Raw genomic sequence first — 23362 nt, forward strand, 5'->3', positions numbered from 1 at the left:
GTTATTTAGGTTCGAAGATTTGATTAAGTACTACACCAAAGTAAATTCCTCTTCTTGATAGATAGTTTTTACTGTAGTAATTATAGTTAAAATTGTATTCTAAATCTCGGGTATTTTTAAAGTCAAGTGCATTATTCAGACTGAAAAACCATACGCTGCTTAATCTGTCTCCTAATTGCATTAATTTAGAAATTGAAACGGAGATGTTTCTGTATGGTCTGAAATGACTACTACCATTTTCATAAATTGGGCTGTAAACATCTAATTGCTCACTGTAAGTTGAGGATGTAATCATCTGATATCGCTGGCCTTTAAAGAATTGAAGGATCGCACTGAATGACCAACTAGGTAGAAACTTCCAATCAATTGTACTTCGTGAAAACCAGTCAAAACTGTTATCATTATCTAACAAACTGAGGTTCTGGTTGACTTGCAGTTTTCTACTGAATCTAAAATTAACACTCGTTTCAGAGCCTATTACGTTTTTATGATCAAAGGCATTTCTGTAAAAGCTTTGGGTAAAGGCTAACTTGCGTGCATCATATTCAATATCGATTGATTGCTGAAATGAAGTTATAAATTCATCAGCTTCAGTTTCTTCGGCTATTCTATTCTGATAATATTTACCAGCTGCTAGCTTTAACTTAAGTTTTTTGTTGAGCTGCTGCGAAAACTGCAATTGATAGGAAATCTCATTTTGAGCATTTTTAAGCATGCCAACCCTTACACCACCGCCTAAAGCAGTATTACCGAAACTATGTCTATGGTAGCCATACACTTCATGAATATTACTTGAAGCAGTATAGCTTAATTCATCACTAGGGTTTTCAGGGCTTAAAGCAAAGTCATACAGTGGGTACTGCCCATCAAAGTGGTTCTCTCTTCCCCAATAGGAGTAGCCAATTTTTGAGATATGAGATGTTCCTTCTTGTATTACATGACCAGCTAGGTAAGGAGATAAGTTTTCATCATCATAATCCAGGTTACCAAACTCAAAATTATTTTGGTTATAGCTGTTTCCAGCTATTAGTGAAAAGGTGAAATCACTTAAATCATAGACCCATTTCAAAGTACTAATACTTCTTACTGAAGACTGTACGAACTCTCCTTTGTAACTCGGATGATTAAAGGCAAAATTGTAACTATCCATCAAGCCATACTGAAAGAATTTGAAAGAGCCAAAGGCACTATGCTTCACCAGCAGTACGCCCAAATCATTTGATCTGAAACTATTGATGTCCTCTAAACCTCTTGGGTTGGTAAACTGTAGCAGTTCATTGAACTGAAAGTTGGTAAATACGCCTACATGAGAATCATTATTAAGTTGGTTTCTAAAAGAGTAACCAAGATTGGCCAAAGATAAGCTCAAGCTATGTTGTTGATACTTGGGAAACCGATCAGCCATTTCCAGAATAATAGCACCTGAGGTAGATTGACCATATTCTAAAGGAGGATTACCCGGGAAGATGGTTACATCTCGTAAAAAATCAGTATTGAAAATACTCAAAGTCCCTGTATTATTAAGTTGAGTATATTTCACAGGATTTTTTAAGGGCACTCCATTTATAAAATATGCCGTTTGATTGGCAGTAGCTCCTCTAAATGAAACAGCAGCATTCTCATCTTTTGTGGTGGAAGAAGCCGTGGTATTGACTGCCACTAGTGGATCAGCCTTTGATGCAGGATTCAGATAAATATCAAGAGGCTTTAATTTCTCCATGGCGAAAACTTCCGCACCCATAGGTACAGCCTTAACTGATACTTCCCTAAGTACGCGCTGTTCTCTTGTCAACTGAATATTTAATGCATCCATTTCTTTTGGTATATAAAGCCTTTCCTGATACCCTATGTATTTAATCAGGAGCGTATCGGTTTCTTGAAATTTAATTAGTATGAATTTACCGGTTTCATCTGTTACAGCACTATGATCAATATTATTGAGGTTGATGATATGAGCACCAATAAGTGGTTCATTTTCACTATTAGTCACTAGGCCTGTAACAGATTCTTGTGCAACTGCTACCATTGCACAAAAAATGAAACCGGTTAAGAATATGAGCTTTCTCATAGCTAAAGAATTACTTCTTTTGAACTTGAGGTCTCAAAACCTTTGATACATAATAGAAATCAGGAGCTAACTCTAAGGCTTGATTATAAATAGCCAGTGCTTGCTCATCCTTATCAATGGCATGATAGGCCTGACCAAGGTTCGCCAATGTGTATAAATACATCCAGTTGTCATTGACAGCTTCTCGTTCTTCAAATAAAGCTACACTTTGCTCGAATTTCTTACTGGCTTCAACCTTGTCTCCACCAAAGGCTGTAGGTGTATAGTAAAGTGAATTTGCCTGAAGTGATAAAACAATAGGGCTTTTAGGTGCTAGCTCATAAGCTTTTTCAAGACAAGAGGAACTTTTATAACCATATACCATTCCTTTCCAGGGAGAATACGCCATAATAAGCCCATAAACTCCAGAACGAATAGCCAAGGCTTCAGCAGTATAGGCTGGTTCTTCTTCCAGCTTTCTTAATAGGTCTAAAGTTCGATCAATGTATTCGTCAAATAATGCTTCGTCCTGATCAGACATGGTACCAATTAATAAGCCATAGTGAGCTAATGCACTTGTCCATAAATTTCCTTCAGACTTTGTTACGGCCTGTTTCCAAAGAGTCTTGCTGTTTGTTACATAAGCTTTCTTCATTAGCTGATCTACATTTTGACCAACTGATTTTGATGAGTACATCATAACAATTATTGTTATGATCATTGTTGTTAAATTCTTCATTGTAAATAAGTTTATAATGTAAACTAAAATAATAAAATAATAAGGCTATGTGTAGCCTCTTGTAGTGTTAATGCTCTTATTGTTTATTCAATGTCATTTCAAAAAACTGAAACCAATTGCCATTTCTATTCATTTCTCCAATTTCATGCCATTGGCCATTGTTATTAACTGTAATAATGTAACGGATGAAGTCATTCGGATACCAATAGAATTTTCCATCAATTATTTCTCCTGTGAAAACACCACCTTTACCGTCTGATAAATTTGATGAAAAACGGAAATTCTGCTTTTCTTTATCATAAGTAATTACTGCCATAGCATCATGAACAGTCTTGCCGTTTGAGGTTCCATGACCTTCAACAAGTATGGCCGTACCATCTAATTTAAATTGTACTTTTTCTGTCTGCTCAAAAGAATGCTTCTGTCCATCGGCACTATAACGCCAACCAGTACCTTCCCAATAACCTTCCATAAATGTAAGTTTGGATACTTCATTTTTTGCAATTTGATCTGTTTGTGCCGGTTGCGCATTTAGATAACTAAATACAAATAGGCTTAAAATTAAGATTGATAGCTTTTTCATTTTTCTATTATTTATTCTGGTTTAATATACGATCTTAAGGCATTGAGATACTTTTCAAATGCTTCAACGCCTGCCTGGGTAATTTTACAGGTTGTAAGCGGGTAATTGTCTTTAAAAGATTTTTCAACCGTTATATAACCTGCATCTTTTAGTTTATTCACCTGTACACTTAAGTTACCAGCAGTTGCCTTAGTTTTTTCTTTAATGTAAGTGAACTCGGCTTCTTCCACACTCATAAGTAGGCTGACAACGGCTAGCCTGAGCTGCGAATGTAATATAGGGTCTAGAGGCTCAAACATGACTTAATCGTTTTGAGCTTTTGGTAATAAATGCCCTGGAATTACATAACTTACTATTACTGCTAGGGCTAATAAGAATAACTGGATGTCGAAAGGTTGATAAAAAGCAAGCAAGCCAACACCCATGCTTAAATAACCGCCAATCACTAAAGGTTTGAATTTCATAATCCCACCTGAAGTGGCAGTTCCTATTCCATAAAGTACCATGAAGATAGGATATACAGCACTCCAACCAATTTGAGGAGAGGCAAGAAGGAAAATAATCAGGGCAACAATAAAAGCGATCCAAATTGAACTCATTGCTCTATCTGTAAATGTTTTTGCCGTGCTATGCTTCTTTTTTCTTCCATAATAGATACCAGTAATAATTCCGGCCACTGGCATGCTCAGCCATACATAATATGCTTGACTTATTTCAAACTGAAATTTTAATACATAATGAGCAAGTGAAGAAATGGCAACCAAATAGCCCCACATCAAATAGATGACTTTATCTCTGGCTATATTGTACTTAGTACTTTGCACCATCTCCATGATGATCTTAATGCTGTCCTGATTTGATAATTCTTGTTGATTCATGGTTCCTCTGTTATAAATTATACTCAAAAATAAAGTAGTTTATAAAGTAAACCAAGTAATCATAAAAAAAGTTGCATCTAAGCCAACTTTTTTAAATTTCCCCACAATTGTTTCTTGTAGGTTATGTTTTGATCGAGCTCAGCTAAAGCGTGTGCATAAATTACCTTTATGTTATTGATGATATTAATTTCATATTCACCTTTAGGGGCATAGTTCGGGTGGAAAGAAAGAAATAATTGTGTACCACTTAAGCTGGTGAATTTTTCCGGATGTGATTGAATCAGCTGAACATCATCCATTGAAATATTGATGGCGCCAAGAATTTTCTCTAAAAGTGTTTTGTGCTCAACCTTCAGTATTTCATGAATAAGAACAATGGCTCTGGGTGGCTTTTCATAGGCAGCTGCTTCCTCTTTTACCTCAGCCACTGGAGATTCCTCAGTTTCTACTTTAACAGCTTCTTCAGCCACCACTGATTTATCGGCATTAGTACTTTGCGCATCAGAAGACAAATAGACTACATCATCTCCAAATATCAGGTGCAAGTATTCATCTTCTATGTGCATTACTGATCGAGTTTAAAAATAGATTTTAGTTCTGTTGCTTCTTCAGGCTTCATACGTTTTGCCAGTACCAGCCTAAGTTGTCTTCTTCTTAAGGCTCCTTCAAATAATTCTGTTTCTTCCTCCGTTTCAGGAATTAACTCTGGCACATCAATCGGTTTACCACTTTGATCTACAGCTACAAAGGTGAAGAAAGCCGAGTTAGAATGATATTTCTTTCCGGAAGGAATATTCTCACCCATAACCATGATATGCACCTCAATGGAAGAACTAAAGGCACGAGTTACTTTGGCTTCAAGCGTTACTACATCGCCTAAAGCAATTGGATTTTGAAAAGAAATATTATCCACCGAAGCAGTAACCACTATTCTGTTGCTATGCTTTTGCGCACTAATGGCAGAAACAATATCCATCCAATGCATAAGTCTTCCTCCCATAAGGTTATTCAAAGGATTGGTGTCGTTGGGTAGCACCAGCTCTGTCATGATGGTATAAGTGTCTTTGGGATTTTTTGCTTGTCTTGCCATGTGAAATTCTTTTGTGCAAAGATACACCGCATCCTTTTTTCTACATAATCACAATTCATTTTTTAAATGCACTATACCTAAACATTTCTGGTAAAAACTGATTCAATACTCAAGTGTCATTTTGCTGACTAAACAGCATGAACTCCGTCACGTATGCAATTCAATATTTACAATTTCAAAATAGAATATATTAATCATGAATAAAGATCAAGCATTATTAAAGTCATTTAATTTAGCAGGCCAGGACCTTAAGAATAGGGTAGTGATGGCACCCATGACCAGAAGCAGGGCCGATAATCCTGAAAAGGTACCTACGGCTGAGTTACAAGGCGAATATTATAAACAAAGAGCCTCTGCAGGATTAATCATTACCGAAGGCTCTCAGATTTCTGAAAAGGCAGTTGGTTACATCAACACGCCTGGCATTCATACCAAAGCCCAAATGGAAGGATGGAAAGAAGTGACCAAAATGGTTCATGACGAAGGCGGAAAGATTTTCATCCAGCTATGGCATGTAGGTAGAATGTCTCATCCTGATTTCCATAACGGAGATTTACCGCATGCGCCATCAGCCATTAACCCGAATTCAAAGTCGTACACGCCTGAAGGGTTCAAAGATACCGTTACACCTAAAGAGATGACCATTGAAGAGATCAAGCAGACCACAGAAGATTATAAGAAGTCTGCTGAAAATGCCATGGAGGCAGGTTTTGATGGTGTGGAAATTCACTCTTCTAACGGCTATCTGCTGCATCAGTTTTTTAACGGTACTTCTAACCACAGAGCTGACGAATACGGTGGTTCAATTGAAAATAGAGCAAAAATTCTATTTGAGGTAATTGATGCGATCAAAGAAGTGATGCCCGAAGAAAAAATAGGCTTAAGATTAAATCCTTCTTTACACGGCATTTTCGGGATGACCATGGATGAAGAAACCATCCCTACTTTTGATTACATTATTGATGAGCTGAATAAATATGATTTAGCGTATCTGCATTTGTCAGAACCATTTAATGATGTGTCAGATATTCCTTATGCGGAAACGGAAATTGCGAAAAGATACCGCCCAAAGTTCAGAGGTAACTTAATCATCAATGCTGGTTTTGACAGAGAATCCGGCAATAAGGTAATTGAAGAAGGTAATGCCGATATGGTAGCTTACGGAAAACCTTATGTTTCCAATCCTGATTTGGTTGAGCGTTTTGAAGCCGAAGCTGAATTAGTAGAGTGGGATCAGGATACTTTCTACACACCAGGCCATAAAGGTTATACCGATTACCCAAAAATGGAAGAAGTAGAAGCCTAAGAATAATTTAGTTTAGATTTAACGGTGAAACCACCCCGATGAAAATCGGGGTGGTTTTTTTATGTTAATACTTACAGCTTAGCTGAAAGAGATGAGATTCCCGATAAATTCTTTTGTTCCACTTCAGAATTTTCGGGAATGACGATTGTAGTTTTATCCCGAATGCTTGCTCAGAGCGTCATTCCCGTGGAAACGGGAATCTTGTGTTTTAAATTTTCCAAATCTCTTCTCGCCAACTCGTAACTTTACTAAGAATCTCAAGTAGGTTATAATCTTTTGATAACATTTCTACACCTAGTGTTATTGGGGAGTCATCAGGAGGATCAAATTTATGTCCATCACTTGTTTCTATGTTATAAGCCAAGTCAAGTTTATCTAAAACCTTCGTAGTATGTTTTTGAAGTGGTCTTAGGTCATCCCTGTGCTTATAATAATTAGAGAGAGTAACTATTAACTGAATATTAGTAATTGATGAGTTGTTTATTTTTTGCCCAATTTCGTAAAAGTCTATAGTTGAATCCAAAGGTTTACCTCCTGCTTTTCTTTCATATATGCTGCTATTAATATAATTCTGGAAAGCAATCAATGTCAGACCGAATACTTCTTCAGCATCTTGCCAAAAATGCAGACCATCATACCAGGGTTCTAATTGCATACGTCCCTCGTATTCTTCAATTAACTGCTGATGGACATTTACAATTCGAGTAAGGTTGTTAATTCTCATATCAAATTCCAACACATAACCTTCTGCCTGCTTTCTATCCATAATTCTAGTTCGTTTATGTTATTTAATATTAGTCAAAAAAGGAGCCTGTAATAGTAATTTCGTGAAGTTTTTCAAATAAACCTCTTATACGCAAAGGCTTTGCCGCTACCAGATTTTAAATATTTCTCAAATTGGAAGGCTTTTATTTTATCCTTAAAAGCTATATAAGTAATTAATTCAACCGGTAGTCTTGATTTTGTAAAACCCACTTGTCCTTTCTGGTGAGCTTCCAGCCGTTGTTTTAGATTACCTGAACATCCTGTATAAATCTTGCCATCAGCACATTTTAATAAATAAACATATTGCATAGTGGAACTATCTTTTAACCTAAGTATAAGTTAAATATATCTTAAAAAATGAAGGTTGGTCAGTTAAGCCTTTTATTATAGAAATTAAAAAGTTCTCATTCGTGTGAGGCTTCGGAATGTGATATTGTGGAGCTCTCCACCGAAGCCTTTGATGGTGGGAGTTAAGAGAAGGAAAGTGTTAAATTAAAAAGCCCTCCTTCGCGTGAAGCTTCGGAGGGCGTAGGTGGAGTTGGAGGGATTCGAACCCTCGTCCGGATAAGGAACCTATGCATCTTCTACATGCTTAGTTACTAATTGGGTTTTCGAGCCTGTTATGGAAAGTAACAGTCCTGTGGCAGGCCTTAGCTACTAAAGTTTCGCAATGGCTTAATAGCATCACCACGCTAGTTCCTTCTAGTCGACACTCCTTGACCAGCCCCGAAGAAACGTAGGGCTGAGGAATGTGGCTGGGGAATCCGTTTGGGGACTCAACCCTTCTCAGCTAATCTTAAAATGAATTAAGATTATGCAGCCATGGCGTAATTAGATTCGCCAATTATAGTTTGCGTGAATTACTTGAGGATGTACACGCTACACCCTGCATGCTAATACATAACTTACACTTACCGTCAATACCGGTCAACCCCATATATTTGACTTGTAATTGTAATCTCATCGGCTTTTCCAATGAGGGCAACAAAGATAATCTTTTATTATTTGCCTGCCATACAATACGGAAATACTTTTGCAACGTTGTAGCCAACAGTAAATATTAACGCTATGAATAAATTTTCTTATATTATCCTATTTTTAATTGTATCAATCACCTCTACTCAGGCACAAATTCTGAATGTTGAGAATATTCGTAAAAGTGCGGCAACCGATAAGGATTTGCTCGGTAACCTGGATTTTAATTTTAGCATGAACAACAGGAATTCCACGCCTGATTCATCTTCTATTTATACACAGTTTGGTGTTAAAGCCAATGTAGCTTTAATTAAAGATATCACAGCCTACATTCTCATTGGTGATGTAACCTATAATTCTCTGGCGGGAGATGCTTTCATCAGTGCCGGATATATCCATTACAGAAATCATTTCTTTTATCAGTCGCGCTTTTCTATGGAGCAATTTAACCAATGGCAGTATGATGCAGGTAGAGGCTTAGCTAATAGATGGCTTACCGGAGTAGGAGGTAGGTATGAATTGCTAGACACAGGGAAGTTTAGTTTGGCCGTGGGTTCAGGAATCATGCTTGAGTATGAAGCTTGGAATGCGGAGGACGGACTTCGAGAGAAGACTTTGCCTAAATCATCGAACTACATTGCTTTTAAAGCTAAGTTCAATGAAGCAGTAAATGTTAATTTCACTAATTATTACCAGGTGGGTTATGATTGGGAAGATGATCTGTACAGGCAGCGATTCAGCACGGATTTGTCGCTTAAGGTAAAGCTCACTTCAAAATTATTATTCACTACTTCCTTTACGGCAACTTATGATGCCCAGCCGATTATCCCGATCAGGAAGTTTCTTTTCAGTTTAGATAATGGTTTAAGGCTGAAATTTTAAATTTTTATTCTCTGATATTCAATGGTATAAAAACAGTTTTACAGTTTTTCTTAATAGGCTGTTTACAAATCAATAACATTTACTTACCTTTGCATCGGCAAATCGGCACGACCAGCTCCTGCTGAATTCCCCCAGGACCGGAAGGTAGCAAGGGTAGGCGGTTGTAGCGGTGCGATGTTGGTTTGCCATTTTTATTTCCCTTCTTTTCAATTTCTTTTTCACATTCCATTTTCCGATTAATATTCTACCTTTGTAGCCATCAAAGCTGAACTTTTTGTCAGCTAAAACTTATTGAAAAACCTCAAAAACTGTAGAATGAAATTCTTTATCGACACCGCAAATCTTGATGAAATTAAAGAAGCTTACGATTTAGGCGTATTAGATGGTGTAACCACTAATCCTAGCCTAATGGCCAAAGAAGGCATTAAAGGAGATGATAATGTAAGAGCCCATTATAAGGCTATCTGCGATATTGTTGATAATAACGTAAGTGCTGAGGTAATAGCTACAGATTATGAAGGCATCATTAAAGAAGGCAAAGAATTGGCCAAAATAGATGATAAAATTGTGGTGAAAGTACCCATGATTAAAGATGGTGTTAAAGCTATTAAGCACTTTACTTCTGAAGGAATCAGAACTAACTGTACCTTGGTATTTTCGGCTGGTCAGGCGTTGCTAGCGGCTAAAGCGGGAGCTTCTTACGTGTCACCATTTATTGGTAGGTTAGATGACATCTCAATGGATGGCTTAACCCTTATTGAAGATATAGTAGGCATCTACCAAAACTATTATTTTGAAACGGAAGTCTTAGCTGCCTCAGTGCGTCATTCAATGCACTTATTAGAGTGTGCTAACATCGGTGCTGATGTGGTAACTTGTCCACTTAAAGTAATTACTTCCTTATTAAATCACCCATTAACTGATAAAGGATTAGCGCAATTCTTAGCCGATCATAAAAAAGTTAATAGTTGATTGACTGTATAATTGTATCAAGTATTAAGAGATATTTCTTAGTACTTGATACAAAAATCTTGATACTTCCACCATGTATATCATCAAAGTAAAAGGCAAGGCAAAAATTCCTGATTATATTCAGCTGCGCGATGAAGATTTTGTGCTCATTGCCTATTTCAGAGCAGACAGGCCGCTTAAGAACATGGAAAAATATGGTTTGGAGGGCAAGGAAGAAGCACTTCAGGCAGTTATTGAGCGTTTGTCTTTTGGTAAAATTGAAAAACTAGATATTTAATAAATATGTCCTTTTCCAACGATCCTGTAGTTAGAGTAGAAAATGCCACCATCTTTCAGGAAGATAAAGCTGTACTCAGCGATATTTCATTGACGGTAGGAAAAGGAGAGTTTGTGTACTTGATAGGCCGAACAGGAAGCGGAAAATCATCCTTATTAAAAACCCTGTATGCTGACCTTCCATTAAGACTTGGTCAGATGGAAACTGCTGGTTTTAAAATTAACGGCATCTCCTCAAAAAAAATAAGCCAGCTCCGTAGAAAAATAGGGATCATCTTCCAAGATTTTGAGTTGTTACCTGATAGAACCGTAGCCGAAAATCTCCAATTTGTGATGCGTGCTACCGGCTGGAAAGACCGCTCTAAAATGAAGAAGCGTATGGCCGATGTGCTGATGCAAGTAGGTTTGGGCTCCATTGACAATAAAATGCCTTATCAACTTTCAGGAGGGGAACAGCAGCGTGTAGTAATTGCCAGGGCCTTGTTAAATGAACCTGTATTATTAATTGCAGATGAGCCAACTGGTAACCTTGATCCGGAAGTTTCTGATGGTGTTTTTAAATTATTTACTGATATCAATAAAAGTGGCACTGCCGTACTCATGGGTACGCACGATCACAGTTTTATAGAAAAGCACCCTGCCAGGGTGTTAAAATGTTTCCAAGGTAAACTTCTTGATTCTCAGAAGGAAGAGTTTGATCTGAGGAGTAATTATTAGCGTAATTCCAACGGATCGATTTTCGGGTGTGTCTGTATCAAGCAAACTATAAAAGCTTAAAAATGAAAAACACCCTTAAAATTACTGCATTATTTTTAATCTTGGTACTACAAACTTCTTGCTCTTTTTTCGGGGAGGAAAACTGTGATGATATAGCATGCTTTACTCCGCCAAATCCTATCTACTTTCAGCTGTATAGTAATCAGTCAGATTTTATAGCTTCAGATACTTTTCAATTAAGTAAACTCAAAGTTTCTCCGTTATCCTCAGATGAAAGACTTACTCTTGATACTTTGGTTATTGAGGGGAATTATTATTTAAGGGCTGAAGAAATAGGGTGGCAACAAGGCTTACATAATTATGGATTCATGTATGGCGATGAGGATTTGTTCACTTTTTCTATTGATTCTAATCAAATATCAGAGGACTGTTGCGCCTATACTGAGTATAATGAAATATTAATTACAGGTGCCGATTATGAGGAGCTCGATTCTGATATTATTGACTTGGTTTACAAGGTCTATTTAAACCTTTAATCACAATGAGCTATCTGCATCAGAATGTTACTTCCTTATTACTATGAATAAACCTGATTATCGACCTCAAATACCAAAAGCCAAGGTGACAGGTGAAACTTTGGCAGAGGAAGAGTTTCAGAATGTCTCATTAAGACCTATTATCAAACAAGTTCACGAAGTGCTCATAATGCATTTTTGCGCCCATTTAAAGGCAAAGCAAAATACTTATTTCAAACTATCAGATATAGATAAAAGTAAATATGTTATTAAAATATTTGAGTCTGATAGTGCTTATAAAAAGGAGTTGAGAGGAATTATTATTGGTCATTTTACGGCTGATGAATTTAATAGATACCTCAGCTTTAAGCCGGAAGTTCATAGGAGGATAAATAAGATAGTTCTTGAACGTTTGTTAAGTTCACAAAATGAATTTAACATGCAATGAAGAGCGTCTTTGTACTTCTTTTTCTTAGTATTAGTTTTCTTGGTAAAGCTCAAATAGGTCATGAAAACTCCCATCCTGACACGCTTAACAAAGTTGCTTTAAGGAAGGTGATTCTAACCGAATCAGTTTCTTATGCAGCTGGCTTATCTTTCTTGCATTTTATCTGGTATAAAGATACTGACAGGGTACCCTTTCATTATTATGATGATAGTAAAGGGTATTTGCAACTAGATAAAGGCGGACATGCTTTTACGGCTTACAGAGAAAGCGCTGCTGCCTACAGGGCACTTCGGTCTTCTGGTGTCTCTAAAAAGAAGGCTTTACTTTTTGGTGGACCGATGGGATTAGTATTTCAAACACCTATCGAAATTTTTGATGGTTTGTATGAAGGTTGGGGTTTTTCATGGTCTGACATGATCGCTAATACTTTTGGTTCGGCTCTTTTTATGGCGCAGGAAGTTGCTTTTGATCAGCAAATTTTATTGATGAAGTTCTCCTATAGTCCTAGTCCTTATGCTGCTTACTATCCTCCTTTGGGCGATACACCTGTCGAACAATTCTTTTATGATTATAATGGTCATACTTATTGGTTGTCAGCCAATATCAATAGTATAGTCGAAAATAGTTGGGTTCCTGATTGGCTAAATGTAGCTGTAGGTTACAGTGGAAATGGAATGTTGAAAGAGTTTGAAAATCCTAGTACCTACAGAGGTGAAGCATTGCCAGAATTTATACGCCATAGGCAGTGTATATTATCTCTTGATATAGATTTTTCTAGAATACATACTGATAGAAAATGGCTCAAAATGATCTTGAGAGCCGCCAACCTTATTAAAGTACCATTTCCAGCTCTTGAGTATAACAAAGTAGAAGGCTTTGTTTTTAGGTCTTTGTATTTCTGATTACTTTGTCTGGGTAGATTTTAACATTGCTATTTCAAATCTTCTCCTTACCTTTGTTATGAATTATGGTTACGGACGAGGCATGAGCCTGTCTGTATTAAAAGGGAATCTGGTGATTAGCCGTTAAAACTAAAATTCCAGAACTGTCCCCGCAACTGTAAGTCCCTATTGCTTGATGTAAAGCAGTAGTTTTTGCAACCTCTTTGCCACTGTACTGGTGTAGCAATCAGCATGGGAAGGCCGCAAAATCAGGACAAGTCAGGAGACCTGCCACAATTCTTAAGTATTTCGACTTTCGGGTGAAAGGTCAGGAATGTACGAAGCTATATTTATATCTTTTTACATCTGATTTTTACCGCAGTCGCATTAAAAATTAATGCATGCGCGTATTTTTGATAATCATATTGTTTGCAACAGCTAATTTGGCTTTGGGGCAGGATCAAATGCAGGATTCCCTGCTGCGGCTAGATGAGGTTGCTGTATACGGAAGTAATGCTCAGCTCAATCTGGTGGGGAGTAGGGTAATTGTTCCGGATGAAAACTTAGTTGCTTTTAACAAACAAGCATCGCTAACTGGATTTCTCAATTCACAGTCGAGTACCTATCTGAAATCTTATGGCAACAACATGCTAAGTACCATCTCTTTTAGAGGTACTAATGCCAGCCAAACATCTGTTTTATGGAATAATTTCAGCATAAATAATTATACTTTAGGTCAAACCGATTTCTCTACGGTTCCGCTTTCTGTTACAGACGAAGTTACCTTAATTCCTGGAGGAGGCAGTTCTTTTGGTGGAAGTGGAGCAATAGGTGGTACAGTTGCACTTGCAAACCCCTTATCTTATCGTAAAAATATGACTGCTGAAATCCAGCAGTCAGTAGGTAGTTTTAATACATACAGAACTTTAGGCTCATTTGAGAAGTCCACCGAAAAATTATCTTACAAAATAAATGCGTACTACAATGTTTCTGAAAATGACTTCCTAATACCAGAAAGAAATTTGAGACAAGAGCATGCAGCATACCAAAGTTATGGGGCACTCACAGCTTTAGGTTATAAATTAACTGATGATCAGAAGCTGGAGTTTAGTCTTTGGTATAATGATAACTACAGGGAGATACAACCAACTTTAAGTGGAGGAAGCAATAATAGTGATCAGCAAGATGAAAATTTAAGAACTTCAATCCAATATCAATTGCAATCACGATTCTTTCAACTTCATTCCGGTATTGGCTATTTCAACGATAAATTGGATTACAAAGATGGATTGGCACGGTCCCTATACATTGTGAATAGGATAGAGGGTTTCTCAAAAATTACGACATCATTGGCAAAAAATCATATTGTTGAAGCAGAGTTAAGAGGGAATGTTATTTCCGCTCAAAACCCTGGATATGAGCAAGAGCAGGCTTTTGAAGAGCGCTACAGCATTATGGTTCAATCAAGAGGTGAGCTTTTTCAAAAAATCAATTATGCTGCTCATATTAAACAACAATATATATCTGACTCGCCTGAAAGTCCACTATCTCCATACTTGGGCTTAGCTTACCAACTTTTCCAGCGTTCAAGGCATAAGTTGAAGTTAAAAGTCAGCAGTTCTGTTAATTACCGAATTCCTACACTTAACGATCGTTTTTGGCAAAATGCTGGCGATCCTGAATTGAAAACCGAACGTGGCTTCAATAATGAATTAGGACTAGAGTTAAATAGTGGTATTAGCAACCTTCAGAACAATTTTAGTGTAACAACTTATCGTAACCTAATCAGTGATTATATACAATGGAAGCCCACTAATATGGGTAATAGCAGGCCTGAAAACGTAAAGACAGTTGAAATTTTGGGTTTAGAGTTAAATAATCAAACGAGCTTTAGGGTTAATGAGCTGAAATTAGGATTAGATCTTGCCTACAGCTTCACAAATTCTACCGTTTTAGAAGCGGAAAGAGAAATTGAAATTGGTAAACACCTCGTTTATGTGCCATCTCACAAGGCAAATGTGTCATTATTTACAACTTACAAAGTGTGGCGTTTGAGCTATTTGGCTAATTATACTGGTAAGGTTTATACCTCTCAGGTTAATACAGAAGTTTATGCGCTGCCGCAATTTATTTTGCATGATGTAGGTTTTCAGTACGCATTACCCTCTGGTATAACTTGTGGATTCAGAATTAGAAATGCCCTAAATACAAATTATCAGACTTACGCGGGTTATGCCATGCCGGGTAGAAATTACGAATTAACACTTAATTATAATTTTAAATCAAATAACTAAATGAAAAAGCAACTATTACTTTTTTTATCGATTATCACTTTTGCCTGTTCAGAGAACGATGAGCCTCAGGTGCAGTCATCCGGTAATGTATTTATTATTAATGAGGGGAGTTTTGGTGCATCCAATGCAAGTATAGATATATATAACACTACTGATACCACTTATCAATTAGCGGCTTATAAGAACACTAATGGCGACTTTATTGGTGATGTAATTCAGGATGTAGAAATAGATAATAACATTGCCTATGCTGTATTAAATGGGAGCAATAGGGTAGTATCATTTTCACTTGCTGATTTAAAAACAATTGATGCCCTTCAGGCAAGTGTAATAGATAAGCCGCGTTACATGACCATAGATGGAAATAAAGCATATCTTACCGTTTGGGGTCCTTATGGCGAGAACTATTCATTAACAGATAGTAAGATTGTTGTTATCGATTTAACAACTTTTGAAATCGAATCTACTATAGCCACAGAGCCTGGTGTAGAACAAATACTTGAGCATTCCGGTAAACTTTATGTCTCAAGAAATTACTACGGAGCATATAATAATTTGACAATTATTGATATCGCTTCAGAAACCATCCTGGCAGATTTAAGAATAGCCACTGGACCTGATGAAATATTTGTTGATAACCAGAACCGAGTATGGGTTGCCTGCTCTTCAGGTGCACTTGTTGAAATAGATACCAATACAGATAACGTTTCACAGACTATTAACCTTAATGGAGAAATCCTCTCTGATGTAGAGTTTTTTGAAGGTAAGGTATATTATTATCAGGGTAATGCTGTAAAGGCGGTTGACTTAAACTCTCCTAAGGATGAAACAATAATTGACAATGTTGAGCTGGGATTACCTTACGCATTTTCTATTAATCCGGATAATGGAGATATATATTTAGGTGATGGGGTAGCGTATGGCAGTGAAGGAGAGTTTATTCATTACACAAGTGATGGAGAATTTGTAGCAGTTTTTACCTCAGGTATTTTACCAACACAATTCATATTTAGATAATGGATTTAGAAAAGCAAAATGCCGCAATTACCAAAGTAACAAAGGCGGTTTTCCCGAATACGACTAATCATTATGATACCCTTTTTGGAGGTACTGCTCTGAATTGGATGGATGAAGTAGCTTTTATTACGGCTACCCGTTATTCAAGACAGAAGATGGTAACGGTAAGCAGTGATAAAATCGATTTTAATAAAGCTATTCCGGCAGGTACCATTGTTGAATTGATTGGTTCAGTTCAAAAGGTCGGTAGAACAAGTATGGAAGTTTTGGTAGAGGTTTTCACCGAAGAGATGTATTCTGAGAACAGAGAAAAATCCATTTCAGGCCTCTTTACTATGGTGGCTATCGATGAAGAGAAAAAGCCTATTGCAATAAGATGAGTAATAAAAAGGACAGTATTAATTTAGAGGCAAAAGATTTCTATTTTGAAAATGGATTAATGGTCTTTACAGCTCAATATCATTTAAAGCGCGGGTTTTGCTGTGGAAATAAATGCCGACATTGTCCTTATCAACATAAAAATGTGAGAGATAAGAATTAAGTAAATAGTTGCTGACAAAAAAATAGCCCGATAGAAGTTATCGGGCTATTTTAAAATGTCTTCAAATTGATGTTTCTACTCTTTAACCACTCTTTTTACAGCTTTACGTCCTTCGATGTCAGTAAATACGAGCAGGTAGAGCCCTTCTTTCCAATGAGCTGTGCTGATTGATGTTCTATTTGCAGCTTTAATTTGTTCTATTTTAGCTCCGGCAGCATTATATATTTCGATTAAATTAAGTTCATAAGAATTATCCAGTGCTTCAATTTTTAATTCAGTATTAAACGGATTTGGGAATACTTTCAGGTTCTGCTCAAGTATATTTTTAGAGCTAAGAATTAAGTCTAAATCCAATACTTCAGTATAGATAGAGTCGCCACAAGTGTTCGAAGTCGTTAATTTAACTTCATATTGACCATTAGATGAGTAAGTGTGAATAGGATTCTCTTCTATAGACGTATTTCCATCACCAAAGTCCCAAAGGATTGAATTAGCGTTTTGTACATCTGAAATAAAACTAAAGGTAATGCTCTCATCTTCTTCTTGAATAACAGCATACGAAAAATGCGAAACGGGTTTAGTTATTGTGATTTCTTTAGATAAACTTGTATTACCACATGCGCTTGATGCTGTTAGAGTAATAGTATAACTTCCACATTCTGCATAAGAATGACTAGTAGAATTTTCTGAAGATAAAGCAGATTCATCCCCAAAATCCCATTCAAAGCTTTGTGCTCCTGTTGAATTGTTCGTTAGAGTTACAGTATTGCCCATCAATGAGATGTCAAAGTCTGCAATAGGTGGTGACTGATACCCGTTTGATGCATAACTGTAAACGATTTCACCTGTTGATATCGTGACTTTGCATCTGTACTCACTTCCATTCAGATTATCTGATTCATTTGTAATTGTTAACTCGTCTGAATTGACACCATCATAAGTGTTATTGTCTTGGATATCGTTAAAATGTGCGCCATCAAATAACTGCCATTGGTATTCCGAAACTTCAAATTGATCATCCGTATTAACATTAAGTGTAGTAGGATTTTCACAACTTACGAATTCAGGATGACTAGTTATTACATCTTTGATGTTTGGTTTTACAGCGAAAAAACCATTATCAATATCAGAAATTATTAATATGCCACTTTCGAAAAACGGATAATTGCTCCAACTCCCATTAAAGCTAGTGTTGTCTCCTTGCGGGAATGTGTCAAAATAACCCAGCTCTCTAATATTGGTTGAACCTACTTTTTTAGCATCTAACATTACTACACCATTTTGATAGTTAGACTGAAAAATTACATTATCATGCACGTATAAGTTGTGGTCAATAGCTACTCTATCAGAAAAATACTCTCTAATTAAAGTCGGGTTATCTAAATCCTGAATATCCCATATTAAGGTTCTGGTATTGTCTACCAAACCGTTTATTTCATCTAGTTCATCATTAGAAATTAAATATCTATGATCTTCCGTAACCCAGCTTTGATGTGTGTAAGCTGAAGCACTATAGCCTTCCTTACTAATTAAACTTGTATTAGAAGGATCACTTACATCAGCAATAGTAATGGTATTTTCATTTGAATTAAAGGCGATCTGTTTACCAACATAAGTTTGATCAGGGCCGCTGTAGGTAACCACTTGTGCATCATGCGTGTATCCATCAGCATCAAAACATCCAGCATAGGTGGGATTAAGTGGATTCGATATATTAACTATGTGAAGACCACCTTCTCCGCAACCATTAGAAGCTCCCCGTGCTCCAACAATATAAGCAAGACCTTTACTAGGGTTAATTACTACATTATGAGCACTTGATACCCCTGTATAACGCGCGTCAGCCACAAAATTCTGGGGAGGATTGGTGACATTGCGTAATTTAGAAAGGTCAAATACTTGCATGCCATGACCAGAGTTGTTGTCAGCTACAATAAATGCAAAATTATTATACACCTTTACATCTCTCCATGCGCTCGACTTATTGTTGTGTGATGGAAGTCTACCTACTATTGTGGGATTTGCGGGATCACTAAGTTCAATAAACACAGTGCCATTTGTTTGTGCCATTAAAGCATACTCAATACCCGATTGAGGATCAGTCCAGCCCCATATGTCCGAACCTTCTACTCCACTAGTACCTGCTAAAGTAGCATTATCAATATGGGAATAAAAGTCTACCTGATTACAAGGATATCCTCCCGCACTTCCATTTTCACATGGTGTTTGTGAATATGCTATGGTCAATGAAAAAGATAAAAGAAGAGTGAAGATCAGTTTATTCATTTTTAAGCTTTATATTTTTTAATAAGTTCTAAGGCGGCTTTAACCGCATGCTGGTTTCCAGATTTTACATCCTCTTCAAATTTCGGTAAATTCTCCTTAATTACAGGTGTATTATAAAAGTTCTTGCGTAAATATTGATGAACGGTCTCATGCATCCAATTGATAGCTTGCTGACTTCTGTTGTGGTCAAAAAAACCATTCTCTTTCATTTTTTTGATAAAACTGTTAATCAGCTTTTCAACTTCCTGAGCTCCTTCACCATCAACGGCAGAACTTAGTTCTACTTTAGGTAGCCAACCATTCTCGTTAGGGGGGAAAAGATGTAAGGCATTTTCATATTCTTTTTTTGCTTTACGAGCTGCATTTTCATTTCCGCTGTCAACTTTGGTTATAACTATCGCATCAGCCATTTCCATAATACCTTTCTTTATGCCTTGAAGTTCATCACCCGCACCGGCCAGCATCAGAAGCAAGAAGAAATCAACCATGCCCTTAACCGAAGTTTCTGATTGTCCGACACCAACAGTTTCTATAATGATAATTTCGTAACCAGCAGCCTCACATAAAAGCATGCTTTCGCGCGTTCTATGGGCAATACCTCCTAGTGCATCACCTGTGGCCGATGGTCTTATGTAGGCATTCTTGTCTTGGCTAAGCTCATTCATTCTGGTCTTATCCCCAAGTATGCTGCCACCACTTTTTTGACTTGAGGGGTCAATAGTCAACACGGCTATCTTTTTCCCTTTCGATATCAAATACTTACCAAAGTATTCAATAAAGGTACTTTTGCCTACTCCAGGCACACCGGTAATTCCAATCCTAATAGAATTACCTGTAGAAGGATAAAGTTCATCGATTAATTGCGTGCTTAATTCATTGTCCTCTTGTAAGTTACTTTCAACAAGTGTAATGGCTCTACTAAGAATAATCCTGTCTCCAGATAAAATACCTTCTTTATATTGTGCTAAACTTAATCTGTTTTTTTTTCTCAAAGATTTTTATGCATTTTTAAAGGTGCAAAAGTTACAGACATCTAGGCAGTTAAATCAAGTTTTGCCATTATTTATTGTTAATTAGGATTAAAAACAATAATTTTACTATTTCAATAAAAAAAAGTATTATTTTAATAATATAAAGTGAAGATACGAAACAACAGATGGGTCGATTCTCTAATAGCCACAGCCTTTATATTTCTGGTAATGTGGGGCTTGTCAGGTTTGTTTAATGCTTTTGAGGCAATAGATCCTATTGGAGAAGCTTTAGCAGATGTTGAGTTTACCGATGTTGTTTATTCTAAGCTGCGTGAAGATCCTATGGCCGAGGATGACATCGTACTTGTAAATATGGGTACTTTACCACGTGCTGGTGTGGCAGAACAGATTAAGATAATAAGTAAGTACAATCCTAAAGTTATAGGTGTTGATTCATTTTTTCCTTTTCCGAAAGATGAAGAACAGGACAGCCTTTTAGCGGAAGCCTTAAATGAGGTTGAAACTTTAGTGATGGCATCCAAAGTATTAAACTTTGTGGAGGAAGAGAGTGGCAAATGGTATTATGACTCTCTTAAACTGTCAGATCCAAAGTTTCGTGATAATGCAATTTTTGCTCATGCTAACTTAGTGACTGACGAAGGGGTAACCCAAGAGGATGTAAAAACAAACAGGGTGTTCAACCCGGTTTTGCCGTATAAAAGCGATAGCTCTCAAATGGCATTTGCTGTTAAAATTGCATCAATTTATGCCCCTGAAAAGGCTGAAAAGTTTTTAGCGAGAAATAATGAGGTAGAATACATCAATTATAAGGGTAATTCATTAGGGTCACAATCGAATTTTGCTACCACTTTCTTCGCGCTGGATGTTCATGATGTTTTTCAAGAGAACTTTGTTCCTGAAATGATTGAAGGAAAGATTGTTCTTTTCGGGTTTTTAGGGAGGTTTTTTGGTGATCGCTATAATATAGAAGATAAATATTTTACCCCTCTCAATAAGAAATATGCCGGTAGGGGTGAGCCTGATATGTACGGAGTGGTTATTCATGCCAATATCATTTCCATGATTCTGGATGAAGATTATGTAGGAACCATAAGTAATGAGCTACAAATTTTAATAGCTATATTGCTTTGTTACTTGAATGTTGTAGCTTTTATGTGGGTTTATTACCGCTTACCTGCTTGGTACGATGGTATAACCAAATTGGCCCAACTAATTGAATTGATATTAATTGTGGGATTGATAATCTACGCTTATCATTTATATGATTGGATTTTGGATTTAACCATAGCAATGGCTGCAGTTGCCTTGGTAGGTGACTCCCTTGAGGTATATAATGGAGTAGTTAAAAATATATTTACCAAAGAAGGTAGAAAGGAACTGTTTAAAGTACAGAAAAAGAAGAAGGAAGTTGTTATTAATTAATGGCTTGAATTTTGAATTAAAGTGAAGACAATTTTATTAAACTAGGAGATATGAAATCAATTGTAAAATTACTGTTTATCGGCTTTATGCTATTTAGTGTATCAGCTAATGCACAAAGCTATGTTTTTAAGGTGTTGGCGAATAAAGGAGATAACTCCTACAAATCAGGAGGTAGTGAATGGTCGCCATTAAAGACGGGACAATCATTGAATAGTGGTGATGAATTGAAGCTTTCTGACGAAGCTTATATTGGCTTAATGCATAATACAGGAAAGACGCTGGAAGTTAAAACCGCTGGAACGCATTCTGTAAGTTCATTAGCTAGCAGTTTAAAGAATAAAAATTCAAGTGTTGCTAGCAAATATGCTGATTTTGTAATAAACAAAATGACCGATAGCGGTGATGGCAGTGATTACAGAAAAAGTTTGGGAGCAACAGGGGCTGTTGACAGAGCACTTGCAAGTGGCGCTACTATTAATATTATGGCCCATAGCTCTACTGATATAATCAATTCAGAAGTGGTTATCAGATGGAATAAGCCTCAACAAGAAGGAGAGGTTGAAGATTTAACTTATGAGCTTATATTTAGCAATTTATTTGATGATGTAATCAAAACTGCTGAGACTGGTAAAACATCATACATGTTGAATATGGCAGAGGAGCCTTTTGCCTCTTTAGATAATAAGTTTGTGAAAGTGAAAGTTACGGTGAAAGGAAACGATTTAACATCTGATGAATATGCTATCACTACCAAGCCTGAAGACGAATCTTATGAGTTGAAGAAAACACTTGCTGAATTAAGAGGTGAGGTTGAAGAGTCTACTGCATTAGATAATATTGTGTTAGCAGCTTTCTATGAAGAACATGATTTATTATTAGATGCATTAACAGCTTATGAAAGAGCGATAAATATTGCCCCAGATGTTGAAATGTATCAGCAGGCATATACAGATTTCTTGATTAGAAATAATTTTTCTAAATGATAAGATCACAAGTCAACAAAAAAGGGAAGCATTTGCTTCCCTTTTTTGTTTTTATCAGGCTATTTTTTCAAGGTCTCTTATTAGTATCTTGCGTCTATCGAAGTTAATGATGTTTTTATCTCTAAGGTCGTTGAGAATAGTAGTCACTGTTTGACGGGATGTTCCTGTTAATGATGCGATATCCTTATGAGTCAGGTGGTTTGGTATCATGGTTTCATACCCTACCTTTTTTCCTTTCTCTTCTGCTTCATCTTTAAGAAACTCAACTACTCTTGTACGTGCATCTTTAAAGACCAATGACTCTAGTCTTCTTTCTACTTTTCTAAGTCTCAAACCTATTAGTTTCATCAGTTTAAAACTGAGCGGTTTATTGTGAGCCATCATTTGCTTCATTTCATTTAAGCTCATCGGGCAGACAATTGTGTCATTGTCTAAGGCTTGTGCAAAGTCATTTCTTTTTTCTTCACCAGTCAATGCCAGTTCTCCAAATATTTCACCAGGCCCTAATATAGCCTTTACAATTTCCTTACCTTCATTTGTATAAGAACCTACTTTTATCCTGCCTTCCGCAATCATGTAAACATGATGAGGGATGTCATTTGGAAAATAAATAAACTCATTCTTTTTGAAACGGTTCATGACGTGATTCTCAGACAGACCTGCTAGCTTATGCGGACACAGAATGTTGAAAAGATCAACATTTTCGAAATACCATATACTACTTTCAGTGCTCATTGTGGGAATTGTATAAAA

At 36.7% G+C, this 23362-nt stretch carries 26 protein-coding genes, 2 other RNA genes and 1 riboswitch; of the genes, 15 read left to right on the forward strand and 13 right to left on the reverse strand.

The window, feature by feature from the left end:
- Nucleotide 1: 1 nt before the first annotated feature.
- From JKP34_RS06265 to JKP34_RS06295, 7 genes are all read right to left on the reverse strand, one after another.
- Entirely contained in the window at nt 2-2068 is a 2067-nt protein-coding gene (locus JKP34_RS06265; RefSeq protein WP_201918808.1) for a Plug domain-containing protein, read from the reverse strand.
- A gap of 10 nt (nt 2069-2078) precedes the next feature.
- Nucleotides 2079-2786: a tetratricopeptide repeat protein gene (locus tag JKP34_RS06270; protein ID WP_201918810.1), complete on the reverse strand. Its 708-nt coding sequence runs from the start codon at nt 2784-2786 to the stop codon at nt 2079-2081.
- Nucleotides 2787-2862: 76 nt separating this feature from the next.
- Complete coding sequence (locus tag JKP34_RS06275; RefSeq protein WP_201918812.1) at nt 2863-3369, reverse strand: hypothetical protein; 507 nt, start codon at nt 3367-3369, stop codon at nt 2863-2865.
- Nucleotides 3370-3380: 11 nt separating this feature from the next.
- On the reverse strand, nt 3381-3668 hold the full coding sequence (locus JKP34_RS06280) for a winged helix-turn-helix domain-containing protein (protein WP_201918814.1): 288 nt from the start codon (nt 3666-3668) through the stop codon (nt 3381-3383).
- A 3-nt stretch (nt 3669-3671) separates the two neighbouring features.
- Complete coding sequence (locus JKP34_RS06285; RefSeq protein WP_201918816.1) at nt 3672-4274, reverse strand: hypothetical protein; 603 nt, start codon at nt 4272-4274, stop codon at nt 3672-3674.
- Between the two features lie 50 nt (nt 4275-4324).
- On the reverse strand, nt 4325-4813 hold the full coding sequence (locus tag JKP34_RS06290; RefSeq protein ID WP_201918818.1) for a DNA polymerase III subunit psi: 489 nt from the start codon (nt 4811-4813) through the stop codon (nt 4325-4327).
- Nucleotides 4813-5337 carry an acyl-CoA thioesterase gene (locus JKP34_RS06295; protein WP_201918820.1) on the reverse strand — a complete coding sequence of 175 codons (525 nt, stop codon included), beginning with the start codon at nt 5335-5337 and terminating at the stop codon, nt 4813-4815. The genes JKP34_RS06290 and JKP34_RS06295 overlap by 1 nt, the downstream gene beginning before the upstream one ends.
- Nucleotides 5338-5533: 196 nt before the next feature.
- On the opposite strand from JKP34_RS06295, the gene JKP34_RS06300 reads away from it, so the two are divergent.
- Nucleotides 5534-6643 (forward strand): alkene reductase, encoded by a 1110-nt coding sequence (locus tag JKP34_RS06300; RefSeq protein ID WP_201918822.1) that lies wholly within the window; start codon nt 5534-5536, stop codon nt 6641-6643.
- Nucleotides 6644-6851: 208 nt separating this feature from the next.
- Here JKP34_RS06300 and JKP34_RS06305 read toward each other — a convergent pair whose 3' ends face one another.
- From JKP34_RS06305 to ssrA, 3 genes are all read right to left on the reverse strand, one after another.
- Nucleotides 6852-7409: a hypothetical protein gene (locus JKP34_RS06305; protein WP_201918824.1), complete on the reverse strand. Its 558-nt coding sequence runs from the start codon at nt 7407-7409 to the stop codon at nt 6852-6854.
- A gap of 71 nt (nt 7410-7480) precedes the next feature.
- A complete protein-coding gene (locus JKP34_RS06310) occupies nt 7481-7717 on the reverse strand; it encodes a GIY-YIG nuclease family protein (RefSeq protein ID WP_201918826.1) in 237 nt (78 codons plus the stop codon).
- A 221-nt stretch (nt 7718-7938) separates the two neighbouring features.
- Nucleotides 7939-8343, reverse strand: a transfer-messenger RNA (tmRNA) gene (gene ssrA, locus JKP34_RS06315).
- Between the two features lie 133 nt (nt 8344-8476).
- On the opposite strand from ssrA, the gene JKP34_RS06320 reads away from it, so the two are divergent.
- The 12 genes from JKP34_RS06320 to JKP34_RS06375 all read left to right on the forward strand — a co-directional run bounded on the left by JKP34_RS06320 (nt 8477) and on the right by JKP34_RS06375 (nt 16926).
- Nucleotides 8477-9265 carry a DUF481 domain-containing protein gene (locus tag JKP34_RS06320; protein ID WP_201918828.1) on the forward strand — a complete coding sequence of 263 codons (789 nt, stop codon included), beginning with the start codon at nt 8477-8479 and terminating at the stop codon, nt 9263-9265.
- A 94-nt stretch (nt 9266-9359) separates the two neighbouring features.
- Nucleotides 9360-9457: signal recognition particle sRNA small type (ffs, locus tag JKP34_RS06325), an RNA gene on the forward strand.
- Between the two features lie 123 nt (nt 9458-9580).
- A complete protein-coding gene (gene fsa, locus JKP34_RS06330) occupies nt 9581-10237 on the forward strand; it encodes a fructose-6-phosphate aldolase (RefSeq protein ID WP_201918830.1) in 657 nt (218 codons plus the stop codon).
- Nucleotides 10238-10310: 73 nt separating this feature from the next.
- Complete coding sequence (locus JKP34_RS06335) at nt 10311-10514, forward strand: fructose-6-phosphate aldolase (protein WP_201918832.1); 204 nt, start codon at nt 10311-10313, stop codon at nt 10512-10514.
- Between the two features lie 5 nt (nt 10515-10519).
- Nucleotides 10520-11230 (forward strand): cell division ATP-binding protein FtsE, encoded by a 711-nt coding sequence (locus JKP34_RS06340; protein ID WP_201918834.1) that lies wholly within the window; start codon nt 10520-10522, stop codon nt 11228-11230.
- A gap of 62 nt (nt 11231-11292) precedes the next feature.
- A complete protein-coding gene (locus tag JKP34_RS06345; RefSeq protein WP_201918836.1) occupies nt 11293-11766 on the forward strand; it encodes a hypothetical protein in 474 nt (157 codons plus the stop codon).
- A 43-nt stretch (nt 11767-11809) separates the two neighbouring features.
- Nucleotides 11810-12193, forward strand: coding sequence for a hypothetical protein (locus JKP34_RS06350; protein ID WP_201918838.1), 384 nt, complete (start codon nt 11810-11812; stop codon nt 12191-12193).
- The gene (locus tag JKP34_RS06355) at nt 12190-13095 is read left to right on the forward strand and encodes a DUF2279 domain-containing protein (RefSeq protein WP_201918840.1); all 906 of its coding nucleotides are present in this window, start codon (nt 12190-12192) and stop codon (nt 13093-13095) included. The genes JKP34_RS06350 and JKP34_RS06355 overlap by 4 nt, the downstream gene beginning before the upstream one ends.
- A 49-nt stretch (nt 13096-13144) precedes the next feature.
- A riboswitch (cobalamin riboswitch) is annotated at nt 13145-13384 on the forward strand.
- A 91-nt stretch (nt 13385-13475) separates the two neighbouring features.
- On the forward strand, nt 13476-15368 hold the full coding sequence (locus JKP34_RS06360) for a TonB-dependent receptor domain-containing protein (protein WP_201918843.1): 1893 nt from the start codon (nt 13476-13478) through the stop codon (nt 15366-15368).
- On the forward strand, nt 15369-16385 hold the full coding sequence (locus JKP34_RS06365) for a YncE family protein (RefSeq protein ID WP_201918845.1): 1017 nt from the start codon (nt 15369-15371) through the stop codon (nt 16383-16385). It begins immediately after the preceding gene.
- Complete coding sequence (locus JKP34_RS06370; RefSeq protein WP_201918847.1) at nt 16385-16765, forward strand: acyl-CoA thioesterase; 381 nt, start codon at nt 16385-16387, stop codon at nt 16763-16765. The genes JKP34_RS06365 and JKP34_RS06370 overlap by 1 nt, the downstream gene beginning before the upstream one ends.
- Entirely contained in the window at nt 16762-16926 is a 165-nt protein-coding gene (locus JKP34_RS06375; protein ID WP_201918849.1) for a DUF5522 domain-containing protein, read from the forward strand. Before JKP34_RS06370 ends, JKP34_RS06375 begins: the two co-directional genes overlap by 4 nt.
- Before the next feature lie 75 nt (nt 16927-17001).
- Here JKP34_RS06375 and JKP34_RS06380 read toward each other — a convergent pair whose 3' ends face one another.
- Both JKP34_RS06380 and meaB read right to left on the reverse strand, forming a co-directional pair.
- Complete coding sequence (locus JKP34_RS06380) at nt 17002-19212, reverse strand: choice-of-anchor B family protein (protein ID WP_201918851.1); 2211 nt, start codon at nt 19210-19212, stop codon at nt 17002-17004.
- A 2-nt stretch (nt 19213-19214) separates the two neighbouring features.
- Complete coding sequence (meaB, locus tag JKP34_RS06385) at nt 19215-20204, reverse strand: methylmalonyl Co-A mutase-associated GTPase MeaB (protein WP_201918854.1); 990 nt, start codon at nt 20202-20204, stop codon at nt 19215-19217.
- A gap of 144 nt (nt 20205-20348) precedes the next feature.
- Here meaB and JKP34_RS06390 point away from each other — a divergent pair, with 144 nt between their 5' ends.
- Both JKP34_RS06390 and JKP34_RS06395 read left to right on the forward strand, forming a co-directional pair.
- Nucleotides 20349-21626: a CHASE2 domain-containing protein gene (locus JKP34_RS06390; RefSeq protein ID WP_201918856.1), complete on the forward strand. Its 1278-nt coding sequence runs from the start codon at nt 20349-20351 to the stop codon at nt 21624-21626.
- A 50-nt stretch (nt 21627-21676) separates the two neighbouring features.
- Entirely contained in the window at nt 21677-22609 is a 933-nt protein-coding gene (locus JKP34_RS06395) for a hypothetical protein (protein WP_201918858.1), read from the forward strand.
- 54 nt (nt 22610-22663) lie between these two features.
- Here JKP34_RS06395 and JKP34_RS06400 read toward each other — a convergent pair whose 3' ends face one another.
- Nucleotides 22664-23344, reverse strand: a complete 681-nt coding sequence (locus JKP34_RS06400) for a Crp/Fnr family transcriptional regulator (protein ID WP_201918860.1) — start codon at nt 23342-23344, stop codon at nt 22664-22666.
- Nucleotides 23345-23362: the final 18 nt, after the last annotated feature.

Origin of the sequence: Marivirga atlantica (assembly GCF_016734805.1) — a bacterium.
Lineage (GTDB): Bacteria > Bacteroidota > Bacteroidia > Cytophagales > Cyclobacteriaceae > Marivirga > Marivirga atlantica.

What these genes read in the sequence shown, in the direction of transcription:
- JKP34_RS06265 (WP_201918808.1), bottom strand. Translation starts at nt 2,068, where the DNA reads ATGAGAAAGCTCATATTCTTAACCGGTTTCATTTTTTGTGCAATGGTA.
- JKP34_RS06270 (WP_201918810.1), bottom strand. Translation starts at nt 2,786, where the DNA reads ATGAAGAATTTAACAACAATGATCATAACAATAATTGTTATGATGTAC.
- JKP34_RS06275 (WP_201918812.1), bottom strand. Translation starts at nt 3,369, where the DNA reads ATGAAAAAGCTATCAATCTTAATTTTAAGCCTATTTGTATTTAGTTAT.
- JKP34_RS06280 (WP_201918814.1), bottom strand. Translation starts at nt 3,668, where the DNA reads ATGTTTGAGCCTCTAGACCCTATATTACATTCGCAGCTCAGGCTAGCC.
- JKP34_RS06290 (WP_201918818.1), bottom strand. Translation starts at nt 4,813, where the DNA reads ATGCACATAGAAGATGAATACTTGCACCTGATATTTGGAGATGATGTA.
- JKP34_RS06295 (WP_201918820.1), bottom strand. Translation starts at nt 5,337, where the DNA reads ATGGCAAGACAAGCAAAAAATCCCAAAGACACTTATACCATCATGACA.
- JKP34_RS06300 (WP_201918822.1), top strand. Translation starts at nt 5,534, where the DNA reads ATGAATAAAGATCAAGCATTATTAAAGTCATTTAATTTAGCAGGCCAG.
- JKP34_RS06305 (WP_201918824.1), bottom strand. Translation starts at nt 7,409, where the DNA reads ATGGATAGAAAGCAGGCAGAAGGTTATGTGTTGGAATTTGATATGAGA.
- JKP34_RS06310 (WP_201918826.1), bottom strand. Translation starts at nt 7,717, where the DNA reads ATGCAATATGTTTATTTATTAAAATGTGCTGATGGCAAGATTTATACA.
- JKP34_RS06320 (WP_201918828.1), top strand. Translation starts at nt 8,477, where the DNA reads ATGAATAAATTTTCTTATATTATCCTATTTTTAATTGTATCAATCACC.
- fsa (WP_201918830.1), top strand. Translation starts at nt 9,581, where the DNA reads ATGAAATTCTTTATCGACACCGCAAATCTTGATGAAATTAAAGAAGCT.
- JKP34_RS06335 (WP_201918832.1), top strand. Translation starts at nt 10,311, where the DNA reads ATGTATATCATCAAAGTAAAAGGCAAGGCAAAAATTCCTGATTATATT.
- JKP34_RS06340 (WP_201918834.1), top strand. Translation starts at nt 10,520, where the DNA reads ATGTCCTTTTCCAACGATCCTGTAGTTAGAGTAGAAAATGCCACCATC.
- JKP34_RS06345 (WP_201918836.1), top strand. Translation starts at nt 11,293, where the DNA reads ATGAAAAACACCCTTAAAATTACTGCATTATTTTTAATCTTGGTACTA.
- JKP34_RS06350 (WP_201918838.1), top strand. Translation starts at nt 11,810, where the DNA reads ATGAATAAACCTGATTATCGACCTCAAATACCAAAAGCCAAGGTGACA.
- JKP34_RS06355 (WP_201918840.1), top strand. Translation starts at nt 12,190, where the DNA reads ATGAAGAGCGTCTTTGTACTTCTTTTTCTTAGTATTAGTTTTCTTGGT.
- JKP34_RS06360 (WP_201918843.1), top strand. Translation starts at nt 13,476, where the DNA reads ATGCGCGTATTTTTGATAATCATATTGTTTGCAACAGCTAATTTGGCT.
- JKP34_RS06365 (WP_201918845.1), top strand. Translation starts at nt 15,369, where the DNA reads ATGAAAAAGCAACTATTACTTTTTTTATCGATTATCACTTTTGCCTGT.
- JKP34_RS06370 (WP_201918847.1), top strand. Translation starts at nt 16,385, where the DNA reads ATGGATTTAGAAAAGCAAAATGCCGCAATTACCAAAGTAACAAAGGCG.
- JKP34_RS06375 (WP_201918849.1), top strand. Translation starts at nt 16,762, where the DNA reads ATGAGTAATAAAAAGGACAGTATTAATTTAGAGGCAAAAGATTTCTAT.
- JKP34_RS06380 (WP_201918851.1), bottom strand. Translation starts at nt 19,212, where the DNA reads ATGAATAAACTGATCTTCACTCTTCTTTTATCTTTTTCATTGACCATA.
- JKP34_RS06395 (WP_201918858.1), top strand. Translation starts at nt 21,677, where the DNA reads ATGAAATCAATTGTAAAATTACTGTTTATCGGCTTTATGCTATTTAGT.
- JKP34_RS06400 (WP_201918860.1), bottom strand. Translation starts at nt 23,344, where the DNA reads ATGAGCACTGAAAGTAGTATATGGTATTTCGAAAATGTTGATCTTTTC.